This window comes from Micromonospora sp. NPDC049662 (assembly GCF_040675055.1).
Classification (GTDB): domain Bacteria; phylum Actinomycetota; class Actinomycetes; order Mycobacteriales; family Micromonosporaceae; genus Micromonospora.
This window is the reverse complement of sequence record NZ_JBFAOC010000015.1, coordinates 90,034-104,937: the sequence shown is the minus strand read 5'-3', so window position 1 is coordinate 104,937 and position 14,904 is coordinate 90,034. Positions and strand designations below refer to the sequence as shown.

The following is a 14,904-nucleotide window of genomic DNA, read 5'->3' as shown; positions in this document are numbered from 1 at the left end:
GGGTCAGTTCTCCGGGTCGGGGACGGGTCGCTGCGGACCGCCCACCACGGCCGCCGGGATGGCCGGAGCCGGACGGGCGGGCCGCAGGCGGTCGCGGAGGCGTAGCGCGGCGTCGCCGGCCGTGGCGGCGATCATCGGCAGGAGCCGGGTCGAGTTCATGATCGCGATCTCCTCGGCCGGGGTGGTGACGCCGTCGAGGAAGCGCAGGACCCGCTCGGCCGGGTTGCGGTCGAAGAGCCGGTCGAAGAAGTCGGGCCCGCCCACGCCACCGGAATCCAGCGCGCGCAGCGCCACCGCGTCCATCCAGCGGTGCCGGGCCGGATAGGCGGGGGCCGGCACCGGCGGCCGGCCGGCGGCGAGCGCGCGGGCCACCTGGTCGGCCTGGCGGTACATGGCGGAGAAGGTGAAGCCGGTGGAGGGCCGGGTCGCGCCACCGGCCGTGCCGAGACGTACGACGCGCGGGGAGGGCCGGGCCGGGAACGGCGCGTCGGTCATCGGGATCACCCCGTTCTCGACCTCGCGGACCCGCAGCCCGTCCGGGTCGAGCCCGAGCAGGTCGCGGTAGCCGGCCAGCGCCGTGTCATAGCCGGCGTCGGTGAGCAGGTCGGGCGAGAACTCGGTGTACTCGACGAGGGCGTACCGGTCGCTCACCGGGAGCACGTAGCCGAAGGAGACACCCCGGGCGGGCTGCGGGGTGCGGAAGTCCATGAGCACCGCCCGCCGCGGGTCGAACACCGGCCGGTCGGCCTCCAGCCACCAGCCACGGAAGTGCTGCAACCAGGTCGTCCGCCCGGCGCGGGCCGGTGGCAGGGGGCGGGAGTCGAGTGCCCAGCCGGCCCGGATCTCCCGCCCGTCGCCGGTGCGCACGACCACCCCGGTCCCGTCGTCGCGGACCACGTCGGCGGGTGCCGCGATCCGCGTCACGTCCAGCCGGCGCTCGGCCTCGGCAGCCCGGTCGTAGACCGGGCCGGAGCGCAGCATGGCGTACCGCAGGGGGGTCAGGTCCAGGACGCGACGCCGCGCGGGCGTGACCACCTCGACCTGGTGCCAGCTCGCGCTGAGCAGCGGGTCGAGGTCGATGTCGGGGTGGCCCCAGAACGCCCAGGTGCGGTCCTGACCGCGCCGACGGACCGGGTCGACGACGGCGATCCGCGGGCCCCGGACGCCGTGCCGGTCCAGCGCGGCGAGCAGCAGCGAGGCGGCGCCCCCGCCGCCGAGCAGCGCGAGGTCGACGTCGAGCCGGGCGGGATCGGTCACCCGCCCCACGCTGCCACACGGTGCGATTCGACCACGCGCCGCCATCGCGTTGACACGCAACCATTTGGTTGCCTATGGTGCACAGGTAACTGTTCGGTTCCCTGTCGAGGGAGAGTCGTGGACGACGCGTTCCGGGCCTTGGCCGACCCCAGCCGGCGTCGACTGCTGGACCGGCTCAACGACCGCAACGGCCAGACCCTGCGGGAGCTCTGCGAAGGGCTGTCCATGACCCGTCAGGCCGTCAGCAAACACCTGTCGGTGCTGGAGGCGGCCGACCTCGTAGCGACCGAACGACGCGGCCGCGAGAAGGTCCATTACCTCAACGCCGCTCCGATAAACGCGATCGCGGACCGCTGGCTCAGCCGCTACGACCGGGAGCGTGCCGCCGCGCTCGCCGACCTGACCACAGCATTGGAGCAACAGCCCATGGAGAGCCCTACGTTCGTCTACACCACGTATGTCGCCACCACGCCGCAACGTCTCTGGGCCGCGCTCACCGAACCGGCGTTCACCCGCCGTTACTGGGGCGGAGTCGCGCTGGTGTCCGACTGGACGGTCGGCGCGCCCGTGCTCTGGCAGGACGCGCCCGACGTCGAACCCCGGGATCTCGGCCAGCGCGTGTTGGTCGCCGAGCCCTACCGACGCCTCTCCTACAGTTGGCACGGCTTCCAGCCGGAACACGCCGAGCACTTCGGCTGGTCCCCCGAGGAGTTGGCCGTCCGACTGGGCGAGCGCCGATCGACGGTCACCTTCGAGATCGAGCCGCACGGGGAGTCGGCCGTCCGGTTGATCGTCCGCCACGACGGCTTCTCCCCGGACAGCGAGATGCACCGGGCCATCAGCGGCCAACTTGACGGCAGCGGCGGCTGGCCGGAGTTGCTGGCCAGCCTGAAGACCCTCGTTGAGACCGGCGAGCCGATCGCCGCGCCGACCCAGGCCGGCTGACGCCTCGCTGATCCAGGCCCCGCCCTCGCCGATCCACGCGCGCGCGATGAGGAGCATTGGCGCCGCCGGAGCCGATACCTCGCCATCGGCCCAGGGGTGACAGCCCGACCGCAGCGGACATCGACCGGAGCACCGACGCCGGTCGGTCCGTGCAGGCCCAAGGGCTGCTCTCCCCCGTCTTCGGGTGGACACGTGACGGCAACGAAGGTTTCTCATTTTCACCTGATCGGGGTCCCAACCCACCTAGTGTTGGGCACACCGGTGCTAGTCACGGAGTTGGCCACCCGAACGACGTCCCACGCAGTCAGCGGACGAAAAGTGAGGGAAGACGCGTATGAAGGTCTCAACAGCACTCTGCTCGGCGGCGCTCGGCGTGGGTCTCGGCACGCTCCTGCTGCCGGGCGCCGCACTGGCCGACACCGTCGTGTCACCGGCCACCACCCCGGTCGGAGGAACCGTCGTGCTCACCGCGACGACCTGCAACCCGAAGTCGGGTGACGTCATCTTCCGGGTCACCGGACCCAACCGCGACGAGAACGTCCGATCCACCACGGCCGCCGCGGGCGGCGGGCTCAGCGCCGAACTGTTCACCGCCGGGTTCACCCTCGGCACGTACACGGTGGCCGCGACCTGCGGCGACGGCAGCTCGGCGGGCAGCGCCACCTTCGCCGTCACCCCGATCGGCGGCGCCCCGGCCGGCTCGGGCGGCGACAACCGGGACGGACGCGACGCGGGCGCGCTCGCCGCCGGAGGCACCCTGCTCGGCACGGCCGCCGCGGGCGCGGTGCTGCTGGTACGCCGACGCCGCCCGGTGTCGACCGTCGCCTGACCGGCGACCGCTCCATCCCAAGAGGTCGGGTGCCCGTGCCGGTACGACCGGCGCGGGCACCCCGACGAGCCCTTACGGAGGTGCGCACGTGTGGTGGCGGCGAAGCCTGCCGGCCGTGGTCGCCCTCCTCGGCGTCAGCGGGCTGGGGCTGATCACGGTTGGCCTCACCGCTGACCCGGAGCGGCCACCCGGGCCGTCGGCTGACGCGCCGACCCGCACCCGTCCCGCGCCGGACCTGGCCCCCCTCCCCCACGCAGCGCCCGTCCGGGTGCGGATCCCCGCCATCGACGTACGCGCCGAGATCGTCGCCGTCGGTGCTGACTCCGCCGGGGTGCTGGAGGTACCGCCCCTGGACCGGCCGACCCTCGCCGGCTGGTACCGGTACGGAGTGAGCCCCGGCGAGACCGGCAACGCCGTCCTGGTGGGACACGTCGACTCCCCCGCCGGCCCGGCGGTCTTCTTCGACCTCGGACGCCTGCGCGCCGGCCAGGAGATCCAGGTCACCCGGGCCGACGCGCGGGTCGCCACGTTCACCGTGGACGGCGTCCACGCGTACCCGAAGGACCGCTTCCCCAGCGGCCTGGTCTACGGCCCGGCGGACGTCGCCGGACTGCGCCTGATCACCTGCGGCGGCCGGTTCGACGACGCGACCGGCAACTACGTGGACAACATCGTCGTCTTCGCCACCCGTACCGCCTGAGGTAAGCGCCCCACTGTCGGGGGCCGGACGCCGCTGGGCAGAGTCCGGTGGCACCATGCCCTGCGAGCGCCGTGGCCGCGACGGTGCGCGGGGAGGGGGCGCGTCGTGGATCAGCGAGCGGTACGGGACCGGGCCGGTCGGGGCGTACGCGCCCTGGCCCGTCGACTGCTCGGCCGTCCCGGAGGCGAGACTCCCGCCCCCCGGCGGTCCAATCCGGACGCCGTGGTCGACTGCGCCGTGTACGTCAAGGGTCGCCGCGAGCCGGGCCGACCGCACTACGACGACGCGTACGCGAGCGCCCGGCGCACCCGCGACGCGTTCGTGTGGCTCGGACTGCACGAGCCGGGGCCGGCGGTGCTCGCCGCGGTGGGGCGCACCTTCGGGTTGGACGAGCTGACCGTCGAGCAGGCGCTCGCCGACGGGCACCGGCCCACGGTGCAGCGGCACGGGCCGGTCACCCTGCTGGTGCTGCGGACCGCCGGGTACGTGGAGCACGCCGAGCTGACCGACACGTCCGAGGTGATCGACACCGGTGACGTGATGGTGCTGCTCGGTGACCGCTTCGCCGTGACCGTGCGGCACGGCGCGGCCGGGGCGCTGCGCGACGTCCGCGCCGACATCGAACGCCGGCCGGCGCTGCTGGCCGCCGGTCCCTGGGCGGTGGCGTACGCGGTCTGCGCCCGCATGGTCGACACGTACCTGGAGGTGGCCGGGCACGTGGAGCGCGATCTGGAACGCGTCGAGGAGGCGGTCTTCGCCCGCGAACGGTCGGCCGACATTCAGCACATCTACCAGCTCAAGCGGGAGGTCGTGGAGTTCAAGCGGGCGGTGCTTCCGCTCCAGACGCCCCTGCGGACACTGCTCGACCCGACCGGCGACGGACCGCCGCGCGCCCTGCACCGCTGGTTCGTGGACGTCGACGGCCGGCTGGCTCGGGCCGTGGACCGGGTGGCCGCGTACGACGATCTGCTCACCTCGATCGTGCAGTCCCGCCTGGCGCAGCTCGCCGTCGAGCAGAACAACGACATGCGAAAGATCGCCGCGTGGGCCGCGATCGCCGCCACGCAGACCGGCATCGCCGGCGTCTACGGCATGAACTTCGATCACATGCCCGAGCTGGCCTGGCGCTACGGTTACGCGGGCGCGCTGGCCCTGATGGCGGTGGCCGCGCTCGCCCTGTACCGCCTGTTCCGCCGCTCGGGCTGGCTCTGACCCCCTCCCCCGCGATCTTGCACTTCCGGTCGCCGACATACACCCTTTGCCGGCAATGCGGGGACAGCAAGTGCAAGATCGGCGAGGGGTCAGGATCGGCGGCGGGCGAGGAAGGCGCGGATCCGTTCCCGGGGCCGGTCGGTCAGCTCCGGGCCGTGGGTGAACGCCGCGATGTCGTACTCCAACTCCCCGAAGACGTGGGCGGTCTGCCGCGTCATCCGGTAGTCGCTGCACAACAGCTTCGGGGCCCAGCGGACGCCGAGCACGTTGAACAGCGCGTCCCCGGTGATCAGCAGTCGGGTCGGCTCGTGCAGCAGTGACACGTGACCGGGCGAGTGCCCGGGGGTGTGCACCACCCGCAGGCCACCGCCGACGTCGAGCACGTCGCCGTCGGCGAGCGGCTGCGCCACCTGGACAGCCGGAAACCGGCCGCCGGCCATCCGGGTGAAGAACCGGCCGCCGGTCACCGCCGGGTCCACCGGTGGGTTGTGGCCGCCCTCGGCGTACGGGACGTCGGCGGCGTGCGCGGCGATCGGCGCGCCGGTACGGCGGGACATCTCGGCCGCCCCGCCCGCGTGGTCGGGGTGCGCGTGGGTGAGCACGATGCGGGTGACGTCCGCCGGCGTCTTGCCCATCGCGGCCAGCCCGCGCACGATCCGGGCCGGGGCCTTGGCCAGCCCGCAGTCGACGAGCGTCACGCTGCCGTCGTCGTCGACGAAGGCGTACGAGTTGACGGCCGAGCGCCCCACGGTGGGGATGCGCCAGACGTTCGGAGCGAGCGACACCGCCGGGGAACGCGTCATGTTGGGGATTCTAGGGGCGATCGTCGACCATCACTGTCCGTCGACGCGTGGGCGACCGGTTCTCACGGCCGGCCGGCGGGTACGGCAGGATGGGCCGGTGGGCAGAGCGGGACGAGGCCGGCGGGCGGACGCGACGACCGGCGGGCGCTGCCCGTGCGGGTCCGGCGGGGCGTACGCCGACTGCTGCGCCCCCGTGCACGGCGGCACCGCCGAGGCGTCGACCGCCGAGGCGCTGATGCGCTCCCGGTTCAGCGCGTTCGCGCGGAACGACACCGGCTACCTGCTGCGCAGTTGGCACTCCGACACCCGGCCGGAACGGCTGGAACTGGACCCGGCACAGCGGTGGACCCGGCTGGAGATCGTCGAGACCGAGCGCGGTGGTCTGCTCGACGCCACCGGCACGGTCACGTTCCACGCCCACTACCGCGAGGCCGGTCGGCCGGGCACGCTGACCGAACGCAGCCGCTTCGTCCGCGCGGACGGTCGCTGGGTCTACCTCGACGGCGAACTGTCCTGACGGCCCCGCCGACCTACGACGACGTCGGACGGCGGGACCGCCGCCGGGCCACGACCTCACCCCGGGCCGCGCGCACCGGCCGCGGCGACGTCGTCACGCACGGCCGCGGGGCGGCGTCGGCGACCCCGCACCACCAGCGCCACCACGAGGTACGCCCCGGCGGCCACCGCGAACGCGACCGCGTTGCCGGCCGCCGTGGCGACCAGCCCGTACCCGGCGTACGTCCCGATGATCAGCACGTCGGTGAGCATCCCGGCCAGTGAGGTGACGGTGGCGCGGCTGCCACCGGTGATCCGGGCCTGTAGTCGCGCGTCGGCCAGGACAGTCGCCAGTTGCGCGGCCGCGAACGCCACCGCGAGCAGCACGAAACCGGCCGGATGCCGGACGAGTGCGCCCCCGGCCAGCGCCAGCGCGACGAGCCCCAGCAGCGCGGCGTAGCCCCGACGGCCGAGCCGTTCGCCCACCGGGGCGAGCAGCCCGCCCACGGTCACGCCGGCCCACAGCAACAGGAGCAGCAGCGGCACCGCCCGCGCGTCAGCGCCGGTGTCCAGGGCCAGCAGCGGCGTGTACTCGTCCAGCGCTCCCCAGTCGGCGGCCACCACGGCGACCAGCAGCACGGCGGCCCGCACGCCCGCAGTAGGGGCACTCGAAGTCGCCGTACTCCACCACCGTCACCGGCGCGTCGAGCGACCCGCGCAGGTGGTCGCGCTCCGGATCCACCGGAAGTTTCAGGTCGACGATGCCCATGGCCATGCCGAGCAGCGCACGGGCGCGGCGGGTCGGCGAGAGCCGGGCGACGATCCGGAACAGCAGCCAGGTGAGGACGGACGCGCCCACCGTCGCGACGAGGATGCCGAGCTTCGCCTCGTCCAGCGCCGGGCCGTGCAGGGCGTGGTTGGCGATCAGGAGCGCCACGGTGAACCCGATACCGGAGACCGTGCCGACCCCCACCACGGCGACCCAGCCGACCGGCGGCCGGAACCGCTCGCCGCTGAGCCGGGTCACCAACCACGAGGTGATCAGGATGCCGACCGGCTTGCCGACGACGTACGCCGCCACCACGCCGAGCGTCACCGGAGACGTCACGGCCCGGCCCAGCAGCTCGCCGTCGATGACGATCCCGGCGTTCGCCAGCGCGAACAGCGGCACGATCACGTAGCTGGCCCACGGATGGTAGAGGCTCTGTAGTCGTTCGTTCGGCGACAGCGCCGCGGTGAGCCCGGCCTGGGCCATCCGGGCGAGCTTGGGGGTGGGCTGCTCCCGGAAGAGGCGGAACTGGTCGCTCGCCCACTGCAGGTCCTTGCGGCCCGGGTCGTACGCGTAGGTCAGCAGCCCCATCAGCAGGCCCACCACGACCGGGTCGACGCCGGACTCCGACACCGCGAGCCAGGCCGCCACCCCGAGCAACGTGTAGAACCACCCGTGCCGGATCTTCCAGACCCGCAGGAGCAGCACCACGGCGAAGATCAGAGCCGCGACGAGCAGCGCCCTCGGCGAGGAGTGCGACGGGTAGGCGACCGCCAGCACCGCGATCGCCACCAGGTCGTCGACGACCGCGACCGTCAGCAGGAAGGCCCGCAGCCGGTCCGAGAAACGCGGCCCGAAGACGGCCAGCGCGCCGAGCGCGAGGGCCGTATCCGTGGCCATCACCGCACCCCAGCCCACGGCGGTCGACCGTCCGGCGTTGATCGCCAGGTAGATCCCGATCGGCAGCAGCATGCCGCCAAACCCGGCCAGCATCGGCAACCACAGCCGACGCCGCTCACGCAGCTCACCGATGTCGAACTCGCGGCGCAGCTCCAGGCCGGCGACCAGGAAGAAGCACGTCATGAGGCCGCTGTTGACCCAGGTACGCAGGTCGTGGGAGACGGGCCAGTCGCCGAGCCGGACCGACAGGCTGGTGCGCCACACCGACTCGTACGACGACGGGTGCAGGTTGGCCCAGAGCAGGGCCACCACGGCGGCGAGCAGCACCACCCGCGCGCCGCCCGTCTCGGTGCGCAGGAACGCGCGCAGCGGGGCGTTGATCCGCCCCTGCCAGGCCGTCCGGGCGGACCACCCCCGGTGCGCGTTGTCGCTCGTCACGGAGGCAATCTTCCTCGGCCGGACCGTCTCCCGGCGCGGATTCGCGATCGTCTCGGGCGTGCACAGAAAGCGACTGGTTGGTAGCGTACCGGTGATCTCGCTGGCGGTGGCCGGCGATGGTCCCCTGGGGAGGGTCAGCATGTGGGCGGACGACGCCGCGCTCGACGCGGCGGAGCGCCGGCTCGACGAGTGGGAGTCGTCGCTCGCCGAACGGGCGGAACGGGCCAAGACGCTGTCGACGCGGATGCGGGAGCTGACCGGCACCGCCCACACCCCCGATCGGACGGTCCTGGTCACCGTCGACTCGGCGGGCCTGCTGATCGACCTGCGACTCGACGAGCGCACCCGGCACCAACCCGCGGCGCGCACCGCCGAGCAGATCGTGCACACCACGAGAGCCGCCCGCTCCGACCTGCTGCGGCAGGTAGCCGAAGTAACCACGGAGTCCCTCGGCGACGACGCGGGCGCGCGAGCCATCATCGACTCCTACCGCACTCGGCTGCACCACGATCCAGGGCCGAACGATGCCCCGCGGTGACGGCATCCAGGTCGACCCCGACGACCTGACCGCCCACGCCGCGCGCCTCGATCGCTGCGCCGGCAGCCTCGACACCGCCCAACAGGCAGGCCAGCACGTCCGGTTGGGCACCGACGCGTACGGGCAGCTCTGCGCACTGATGCCGACACTGCTCGACGGCCTCCAGCGGACCCTGGTCGACGGCATCGGCGTCGCCGCGGGCTCGGTGCGGGACACCGCCGGAAAGCTGCGGACCAGCGCCGACCGCTACCGACACTCCGACGCCCACGCCAAGCACCTGCTCGACGGGGTGCGGCAACGCCCGTGACGTCCAACCCGCTCGTCGCCGCCGCAGCGGACACCCCGCCCAGCGCCTGGGCGGGAGTGTGGATCTGCGAGGACATCGAACTCATCGCGCAGGGCATCCGCAGCGGCAGTTGGATCGACGGCAGCCTCGGCGTCGTGAGCGCCGGCCTCGACGCGCTCGCCTTCGTCTCCGACCCGGTCGGCGCCCTGCTCCAGTACGGAATCGCCTGGCTCATCGAACACGTCAAGCCGCTCAGCGAGGCGCTCGACTGGCTCGCCGGCGACCCGGCGCAGATCACCGCACACGCCCAGACCTGGCGCAACGTCGCCACCTCGCTCCGCGACGAGGCAGCCGAGCTGACCCGGGCCGTCCGCGACGACGTCGCCGGCTGGGGCGGCAGCGCCGGCCCCGCCTACCGCGCCTGGACCGCCGAACAACACCAGGCCATCACCGGCCTCGCCCAGGGCGCCGACACCATGGCCGCCATCACCGAAGGCGCCGCCGGCCTGGTCGCCGCCGTCCGGCTCCTGGTCCGCGACGCGATCGCCACCTGCGTCTCCCGCCTCATCACGTACGCGGGCGAACTCGTCTTCACCGGCGGACTCGCCACACCGCTGGTCGTGGAGCAGGTGACCACGCTGGTCGCGTCGTGGGGGGCGCGGATCGCGCGGATGCTTCGTGCACTGCTGGCCAGCCTGCGACGGTTGATCCCGGAGGTACGCCGGCTCGGCGACCTCATCGAGAAGCTCAAGCAGGCGCTGGGACGACTGCGCGATTCGCCAACTGCGCGGCCGGGGAACGCGGGAGAGGGGGCATCTGGCTTTCATGGCGGCCATACCACTCGGCCTCGTGATCTGGCGGACTATGGTCGGCAGGATCGTTGGGCAGAAGAGGCATACGACGCCATCCGTAGGCAGGATGATGCTGACCTCGTAGCTCGCCAGGTCGCGGATGCCCCCCGCCTTGACGGTTCCCAAGGGTTTTCACGCGAGGAGATAGAACAGATCCGTCGACACATCTTCGTTGACGAGCACCCGATGGACGACTACGCAGGCGGGATCATCCATCAACGATATGATCCGAGCCCGCCCATGGCTGAGGCATGGTTACGCTTGCGACGAGGCGGCGCGTTACCCGAGGATTACGCCCTACTGGAGCACGAACTGGCGGAGCTGCGGTACTACCGGGCACATCCGCAGGCGGCATACCGCGAAGCACATCTTGCCGCCAACCAGGTGTCCAACTGGGAGTCGTCCATACCCAGGCCGACCTACGAGGACTACGCGGACATGGGAGGCTAGGGCATGGGAATGATGGTGACCGCCCGACGTGTCGAAGCGACTGCCGGCGAGGTCCGATACGAGTTCGGCTTGGATGACAGGTTCGACCGAATTCTGACGATCGATCCAAGCACCCTCGACGCCCGTGTCGAAGATGGCGATTTCAACTCGGCCGCCGGCGCGATCACGGCAAAGATCGTGAAGGCCTGGCGGTCCAGCGGCGAATTCCCGACGCGGATGCTGTTCGCAAGCTGACCCCGTCGGCGTGCGCAAGCGGCGGGTGAGTGTCGCTTCAAGCGAGGTCGGCGGGCACCAGGAGTCGCTGGAACGTCCGCCAGAGCGAGCGGGTACCCGGGCTATGTTCACCAGGTCCGACAAGCTCGCCGTCCGACACCGGGCCACACTCTCGTCGTGGCCAACAACGGATGACTTGAAGAGGCCTACATCTCCTCGGTGATGCTGCCATCCGGGTCTATCCGACCGAAGAACACGCGTCGCTCTGTTGGCGGCTTGGCCCTTTCGGCTTCGTACCAGGGCACTATTCGAGCCCATGCCTGAGTCTGCTGCTCGACCTGCGCCTGCAGCCAGTCGGTGAAGCGTGGGTAGCTGATGACCGGCACGCCAACCGTCGTGCCTTCGCAGTAGGACCAGACCTCGGGATCCGGGCCCGCACCCCGGAGGAAGTCGAACTGATAGCCCTGATGCATCAGGATCACTCGATCCTCTGCCGTCCACACGAACGGGACCCGGTTTTCCTCCAACAGCTCGCGAGCGGCTCGACCCAGACCCAGCGCAGAAGGGTAGAACACGTCACTGCCCTGCAAGAAGTGCCCGGCACTGCGCCCCACCAACTCCAGGAACCGCCGGTAGCTCTGGACGAGCGGCACCGCCTGATCGGTCTCGATCTCATCGATCTCGGACTGCGTCAAACCCTGCAACTGCTCACGGGAGGCCGTGACCCCGTCGGCAATCGCTGCCACCAGCCCGAGAACGCGCTCGCCATCCACGCCCCAGCCTAACCCCCGAGTGGGTTGTCGCCCGTCAGGGGGCATTCTCCTCGACCCGGTCGCCTCCCGGTCCGGATTCGAGCGCACTCCTGCGTCACCCGTTCGGCCCGTACTACGGAGGCCGCCCCAACGGATAGCCTGACACTCACCAACTTCGATGTCCTGGTCTCGACTCGGCGCGGAGCACGTGCACTGTGGACGGTGACGGAAGGAGACTCCATGCGCGGACGCAGATGGGCGACGCTGGCGGTGGCGGCGACGCTCGCAATCGGTGGACTCGTCGGAACCGGCGCCGCCGCGGCGGCAGCCGACCCGCAGGGCGGCACACTCCGCGGCGTCTACTCCGATGGCCAGTTCTGCAACAGCTACGGCAGCGAGGGTGCCCGCACCGGCCAGTGGAGCTGGTACTACTGCGAGTACCGCCAGTACGGTCCCAACGCACCCGGGTTCTACTTCCTCTGGACCTTCACGTACTGAGCGTTGGTTCCGCCGCCGGCCCCGCTCGGCCGGCGGCGGCTCCCCTCATCTGCGTAGGCGGCGGGAGCATTCGCCGTCGTGGCCGTCGCGCAGGAGGCAGCGCCGGCCGCCGGGCAGCCGCAGGTCGCAGAAGACCCGGTGGCGCAGGAACTGCTGGTCCTCCTCGGAGACGGTCGTCTCCCCCGGGTCCGTCATCGGCAGCACCAACATCCATCGACCGATGACCCGGGCCAGGCGTTGCGCGGCGGGCAGGTCGGTGGCGACGACGGGCAGGTGGATGACGTACCGCTGGCTCACTGGGCCTGGTCCCGCTCGTTGCGGGCACGGGCCTGATCAGTCTGCCAGCGACGCAGCCCGGCCTTGATCCGGACGGTCTCGCGGCGACTTTCGGCGAGAGCGGCGTAGACGGCGGCCATGTCGGCGGCGACCCGGTCAAGGAAGGCGTACACGTCGTCGGGGTTCAGACCGCGACGTCCGAGCCCGGCCGGCGTGAAGTGGCGCTCACGCACCTGCCACGGCAAGAGACCGGTGTACGCCCCGGAGCGATCGGTCCCACCACCGCTCGCCGCTCTGGGTCGCTCGTTTCTGGCGTTCATGTCTGCCTGCCTTCCTGACGCGGAGGGGCGAGGGTGTTCGGGGAGCACGGCGGCCGTTCGGGGGGACCGGCCGGCCGCCGTGCTTCGATCAGCCTGCGACAGTCCGCATCGGAAATGCAACGTTCAATACCGCGATTTCCCCGTCGTGCATTGACTTTCTTTGCTGAAACGCGTAGGAGTTGCAGGAGCAGGTAACACAGCGTTGCGCCTTGGAACCAGGGAGTGTGCGAATGTCAGACGACATTGGATCGACCGTGCCGCGCCGGCAACTCGGTCGGCTGCTGCGCCAGTTCCGCAACGAAGCCGGCGTGACCCTCGACGCCGCCGCCGAAGCGCTCGAATACAGCCGGCAGAAGATCTGGCGACTCGAATGCGGCCAGGGCTCGGTCCGAGTGCTCGACGTCAAGGCGATGTGCGAGCTGTACGGGGTGTCGCCCGAGATGACCGAGGCAATGCGCGGGCTGGCCGCCGAGACGAAGTCGAAGGGCTGGTGGCACGCGTACGGCGATGCGGTGCCGAACTGGTTCGAGCTGTACGTCGGCCTGGAATCCGCCGCTTCGCGGCTGAGAGGTTTCGACGAATCCCTGATCCCCGGGATCCTGCAAACCAAGGGCTATGCCGACGCATTGTTCCGGCGCGGCAGGATCCTCAGCGACGAAGATAGGGAGCGCGCCGTTCAAGTGCGGCTTCAGCGACAGGCGCTCCTCTTGCGACGGCTCCCGCCAGCGCCACGGTTGGAGTCGGTGTTGTCCGAGGCGGTGCTTCGACGCACGGTCGGCGACCCCAGCGTCATGATCACGCAACTCGACCTCCTACTCAAGGTCTCGGAGCTACCGAATGTCTCCATCCGGGTGCTGCCGCTAGCTGCGGGACCACAGCCAGGTGCCGTCGCTGGCACCTTCATGCTTCTCGACTTCCCGCCGACCAAGGGCGGCCGAGCAGCCCCAGAACCATCGGTGGTCTACAGCGAGTCGCTGACCGGGGCGCTGTACCTCGATAAGCCCGACGAGCTGGCCGCCTACGAACACGTCTGGCGAGGGCTGGATGCGCTGGCCCTCGACGAGGCAGAATCGAAGGACATGATCAAGCAGATTTCCGGGGAGATGCGGCATGACTGATCTGACCGGCGCCGCTTGGCGCAAGAGCACCCGCAGTGGCGACAACGGCGGCGCCTGCGTCGAGGTCGCCACGAACATCCCCGACATCGTCGCCGTCCGCGACTCCAAGGATCCGGCCGGACCGGCTCTCACCTTCCACCCAACCGCTTGGTCCGCCTTCGTCGGCAGCACCCGTGAGAACGCGCTGATCCACTGAACTCAGATGCAGACGCACCGGCGCTAATGACCGTCGCGGCGCAGAGCCACTGATTGTCGCCACCGGGGACCGGTCCCATGCCATTTGCCTCTGCGGGAATTGCGGATCGAGGATCGCGATTAGTCACGGCTGTCCAAAAAGTCGGCGAATACTTGTCGAACATGCGACCTCGGGAATTCGGGCCGGATAGACGACAGCGTGCTTCTTCGCCCACCGGGCTAACCTCCTCTCGTCCGTCCAATAAGGCAGCGAGCCGGAGGTGCATGTCATGTTCATCGTGGCGACCCAGGACCCGAATACCCGCCGTCAATCGGAAGGGGCCGAATCGGGCGCGGCCGCATGGGGTGCGCTTCTGCCCATCGACGCCGGACTCACGCAGGCCGAGGCGGATCGGCAGTTGGCCACCTACCTGGCTGGGGTGCAGGCAGGGGAGCCGCTGTGCATCCGCGCCCACGGCAACGACGAGGAGATCGGTGACGCCGAGGCAGGTGCCAAGGACTGGGGGTGGACCTACAAGAAGCTGGCCCGGATGCTGGCAACCCACCTGACCGCCACCCCGAGCGTGGTCCTGATCCGGTCGTGCGCCGAGAAGGTGACCAACTTTCCCACTCGGATGGCGGTCCGCCTGGAGTCGGACTGGCCGGGCGCGAACCACCTCGACGGAGTGGCCATCTACGGCTACAACCTGTCTGTCAACATCAGCACGCCTGTCCCCTCGCCTGAGCAGCTGACCAAGAACGTCCAGGTCCAACCGGTCGTCGTCTCGCTGTAACGGGCGATCACACCGCGATATTCATCCCGAAGGGCGCTAGGCCGTGTGTCAAGGTCCTCGGTCGAGCCGAGGGGCGGACGGCGGACACCAGAATGAGCGTGATGCCGGTGAGTCATCTTGATGACCCACAGGCATCACGCTCAATGGAGCGGGCGGCTCCGATCCGGCCGGACCACGGGCCCGCGAGCGGCGGTTCACCAGCGGCCGAAACGGCCGGTCCTCTCGGCCTCCGCAGGCCGGCCAGGGGCTTTGACACACGGCCTAGGGGGACGAGGGCAACCTGCCA

18 protein-coding genes and 2 pseudogenes are annotated in these 14,904 nt (G+C 70.9%); 13 read left to right on the top strand and 7 right to left on the bottom strand.

Features of this window, described 5'->3' with window-relative positions; translation table 11 throughout:
* Positions 1-3 precede the first annotated feature (3 nt).
* Positions 4-1,302, bottom strand: a complete 1,299-nt coding sequence (locus AB0J36_RS14670; protein WP_363660718.1) for a lycopene cyclase family protein — start codon at positions 1,300-1,302, stop codon at positions 4-6.
* Positions 1,303-1,374: 72 nt separating this feature from the next.
* Here AB0J36_RS14670 and AB0J36_RS14665 point away from each other — a divergent pair, with 72 nt between their 5' ends.
* The 4 genes from AB0J36_RS14665 to AB0J36_RS14650 all read left to right on the top strand — a co-directional run bounded on the left by AB0J36_RS14665 (position 1,375) and on the right by AB0J36_RS14650 (position 4,943).
* Complete coding sequence (locus AB0J36_RS14665) at positions 1,375-2,202, top strand: metalloregulator ArsR/SmtB family transcription factor (RefSeq protein WP_357121630.1); 828 nt, start codon at positions 1,375-1,377, stop codon at positions 2,200-2,202.
* 334 nt (positions 2,203-2,536) lie between these two features.
* Positions 2,537-3,031, top strand: a complete 495-nt coding sequence (locus tag AB0J36_RS14660; RefSeq protein ID WP_357172197.1) for a hypothetical protein — start codon at positions 2,537-2,539, stop codon at positions 3,029-3,031.
* Between the two features lie 88 nt (positions 3,032-3,119).
* Positions 3,120-3,731, top strand: coding sequence for a class F sortase (locus AB0J36_RS14655; protein WP_357392691.1), 612 nt, complete (start codon positions 3,120-3,122; stop codon positions 3,729-3,731).
* A gap of 105 nt (positions 3,732-3,836) precedes the next feature.
* Complete coding sequence (locus tag AB0J36_RS14650) at positions 3,837-4,943, top strand: magnesium and cobalt transport protein CorA (protein WP_363660717.1); 1,107 nt, start codon at positions 3,837-3,839, stop codon at positions 4,941-4,943.
* Positions 4,944-5,032: 89 nt separating this feature from the next.
* Here AB0J36_RS14650 and AB0J36_RS14645 read toward each other — a convergent pair whose 3' ends face one another.
* Positions 5,033-5,746, bottom strand: a complete 714-nt coding sequence (locus tag AB0J36_RS14645) for an MBL fold metallo-hydrolase (protein ID WP_357121618.1) — start codon at positions 5,744-5,746, stop codon at positions 5,033-5,035.
* Positions 5,747-5,843: 97 nt separating this feature from the next.
* On the opposite strand from AB0J36_RS14645, the gene AB0J36_RS14640 reads away from it, so the two are divergent.
* Entirely contained in the window at positions 5,844-6,263 is a 420-nt protein-coding gene (locus AB0J36_RS14640) for a YchJ family metal-binding protein (RefSeq protein WP_357121615.1), read from the top strand.
* A 56-nt stretch (positions 6,264-6,319) separates the two neighbouring features.
* Here the strand turns inward: AB0J36_RS14640 and AB0J36_RS14635 are convergent.
* Together AB0J36_RS14635 and nhaA are read right to left on the bottom strand one after the other, a co-directional pair.
* Positions 6,320-6,892: pseudogene (locus AB0J36_RS14635) on the bottom strand (MFS transporter); the annotation flags it as partial.
* A pseudogene (gene nhaA, locus AB0J36_RS14630) lies at positions 6,888-8,348 on the bottom strand (Na+/H+ antiporter NhaA); the annotation flags it as partial. The pseudogenes AB0J36_RS14635 and nhaA, both read right to left, overlap by 5 nt.
* Positions 8,349-8,487: 139 nt before the next feature.
* On the opposite strand from nhaA, the gene AB0J36_RS14625 reads away from it, so the two are divergent.
* The 4 genes from AB0J36_RS14625 to AB0J36_RS14610 are packed head-to-tail and all read left to right on the top strand — an operon-like array spanning position 8,488 to position 10,707.
* The gene (locus AB0J36_RS14625; protein WP_357392688.1) at positions 8,488-8,886 is read left to right on the top strand and encodes a YbaB/EbfC family DNA-binding protein; all 399 of its coding nucleotides are present in this window, start codon (positions 8,488-8,490) and stop codon (positions 8,884-8,886) included.
* The gene (locus tag AB0J36_RS14620; protein WP_357392687.1) at positions 8,873-9,193 is read left to right on the top strand and encodes a type VII secretion target; all 321 of its coding nucleotides are present in this window, start codon (positions 8,873-8,875) and stop codon (positions 9,191-9,193) included. Before AB0J36_RS14625 ends, AB0J36_RS14620 begins: the two co-directional genes overlap by 14 nt.
* 56 nt (positions 9,194-9,249) lie before the next feature.
* Positions 9,250-10,473, top strand: coding sequence for a WXG100 family type VII secretion target (locus AB0J36_RS14615; RefSeq protein WP_363660716.1), 1,224 nt, complete (start codon positions 9,250-9,252; stop codon positions 10,471-10,473).
* Positions 10,474-10,476: 3 nt separating this feature from the next.
* Positions 10,477-10,707, top strand: a complete 231-nt coding sequence (locus AB0J36_RS14610) for a hypothetical protein (protein ID WP_357392685.1) — start codon at positions 10,477-10,479, stop codon at positions 10,705-10,707.
* Positions 10,708-10,892: 185 nt separating this feature from the next.
* Here the strand turns inward: AB0J36_RS14610 and AB0J36_RS14605 are convergent, their stop codons facing one another.
* The gene (locus AB0J36_RS14605) at positions 10,893-11,459 is read right to left on the bottom strand and encodes an SMI1/KNR4 family protein (protein ID WP_357392684.1); all 567 of its coding nucleotides are present in this window, start codon (positions 11,457-11,459) and stop codon (positions 10,893-10,895) included.
* 219 nt (positions 11,460-11,678) lie between these two features.
* Between AB0J36_RS14605 and AB0J36_RS14600 the strand changes: the two genes are divergently transcribed.
* Positions 11,679-11,936: a hypothetical protein gene (locus AB0J36_RS14600; RefSeq protein ID WP_357133142.1), complete on the top strand. Its 258-nt coding sequence runs from the start codon at positions 11,679-11,681 to the stop codon at positions 11,934-11,936.
* A gap of 45 nt (positions 11,937-11,981) precedes the next feature.
* On the opposite strand, the gene AB0J36_RS14595 is transcribed toward AB0J36_RS14600, so the two are convergent.
* Together AB0J36_RS14595 and AB0J36_RS14590 are read right to left on the bottom strand one after the other, a co-directional pair.
* Positions 11,982-12,233, bottom strand: coding sequence for a hypothetical protein (locus AB0J36_RS14595; protein WP_363660715.1), 252 nt, complete (start codon positions 12,231-12,233; stop codon positions 11,982-11,984).
* The gene (locus AB0J36_RS14590) at positions 12,230-12,532 is read right to left on the bottom strand and encodes a DivIVA domain-containing protein (protein WP_363660714.1); all 303 of its coding nucleotides are present in this window, start codon (positions 12,530-12,532) and stop codon (positions 12,230-12,232) included. Before AB0J36_RS14590 ends, AB0J36_RS14595 begins: the two co-directional genes overlap by 4 nt.
* Before the next feature lie 230 nt (positions 12,533-12,762).
* On the opposite strand from AB0J36_RS14590, the gene AB0J36_RS14585 reads away from it, so the two are divergent.
* The 3 genes from AB0J36_RS14585 (at position 12,763) to AB0J36_RS14575 (ending at position 14,618) form a co-directional block, all read left to right on the top strand.
* Positions 12,763-13,650, top strand: a complete 888-nt coding sequence (locus tag AB0J36_RS14585) for a helix-turn-helix transcriptional regulator (RefSeq protein ID WP_357392683.1) — start codon at positions 12,763-12,765, stop codon at positions 13,648-13,650.
* Complete coding sequence (locus AB0J36_RS14580) at positions 13,643-13,846, top strand: DUF397 domain-containing protein (RefSeq protein ID WP_357392682.1); 204 nt, start codon at positions 13,643-13,645, stop codon at positions 13,844-13,846. Before AB0J36_RS14585 ends, AB0J36_RS14580 begins: the two co-directional genes overlap by 8 nt.
* A 268-nt stretch (positions 13,847-14,114) precedes the next feature.
* The gene (locus tag AB0J36_RS14575; RefSeq protein WP_357392681.1) at positions 14,115-14,618 is read left to right on the top strand and encodes a hypothetical protein; all 504 of its coding nucleotides are present in this window, start codon (positions 14,115-14,117) and stop codon (positions 14,616-14,618) included.
* Positions 14,619-14,904: the final 286 nt, after the last annotated feature.

Coding starts and splice junctions, on each gene's coding strand:
- AB0J36_RS14625 (WP_357392688.1), top strand. CDS start 8,488: ATGTGGGCGGACGACGCCGCGCTCGACGCGGCGGAGCGCCGGCTCGAC.
- AB0J36_RS14575 (WP_357392681.1), top strand. CDS start 14,115: ATGTTCATCGTGGCGACCCAGGACCCGAATACCCGCCGTCAATCGGAA.
- AB0J36_RS14580 (WP_357392682.1), top strand. CDS start 13,643: ATGACTGATCTGACCGGCGCCGCTTGGCGCAAGAGCACCCGCAGTGGC.
- AB0J36_RS14660 (WP_357172197.1), top strand. CDS start 2,537: ATGAAGGTCTCAACAGCACTCTGCTCGGCGGCGCTCGGCGTGGGTCTC.
- AB0J36_RS14585 (WP_357392683.1), top strand. CDS start 12,763: ATGTCAGACGACATTGGATCGACCGTGCCGCGCCGGCAACTCGGTCGG.
- AB0J36_RS14620 (WP_357392687.1), top strand. CDS start 8,873: ATGCCCCGCGGTGACGGCATCCAGGTCGACCCCGACGACCTGACCGCC.
- AB0J36_RS14610 (WP_357392685.1), top strand. CDS start 10,477: ATGGGAATGATGGTGACCGCCCGACGTGTCGAAGCGACTGCCGGCGAG.
- AB0J36_RS14645 (WP_357121618.1), bottom strand. CDS start 5,746: ATGACGCGTTCCCCGGCGGTGTCGCTCGCTCCGAACGTCTGGCGCATC.
- AB0J36_RS14670 (WP_363660718.1), bottom strand. CDS start 1,302: ATGGCGGCGCGTGGTCGAATCGCACCGTGTGGCAGCGTGGGGCGGGTG.
- AB0J36_RS14600 (WP_357133142.1), top strand. CDS start 11,679: ATGCGCGGACGCAGATGGGCGACGCTGGCGGTGGCGGCGACGCTCGCA.
- AB0J36_RS14590 (WP_363660714.1), bottom strand. CDS start 12,532: ATGAACGCCAGAAACGAGCGACCCAGAGCGGCGAGCGGTGGTGGGACC.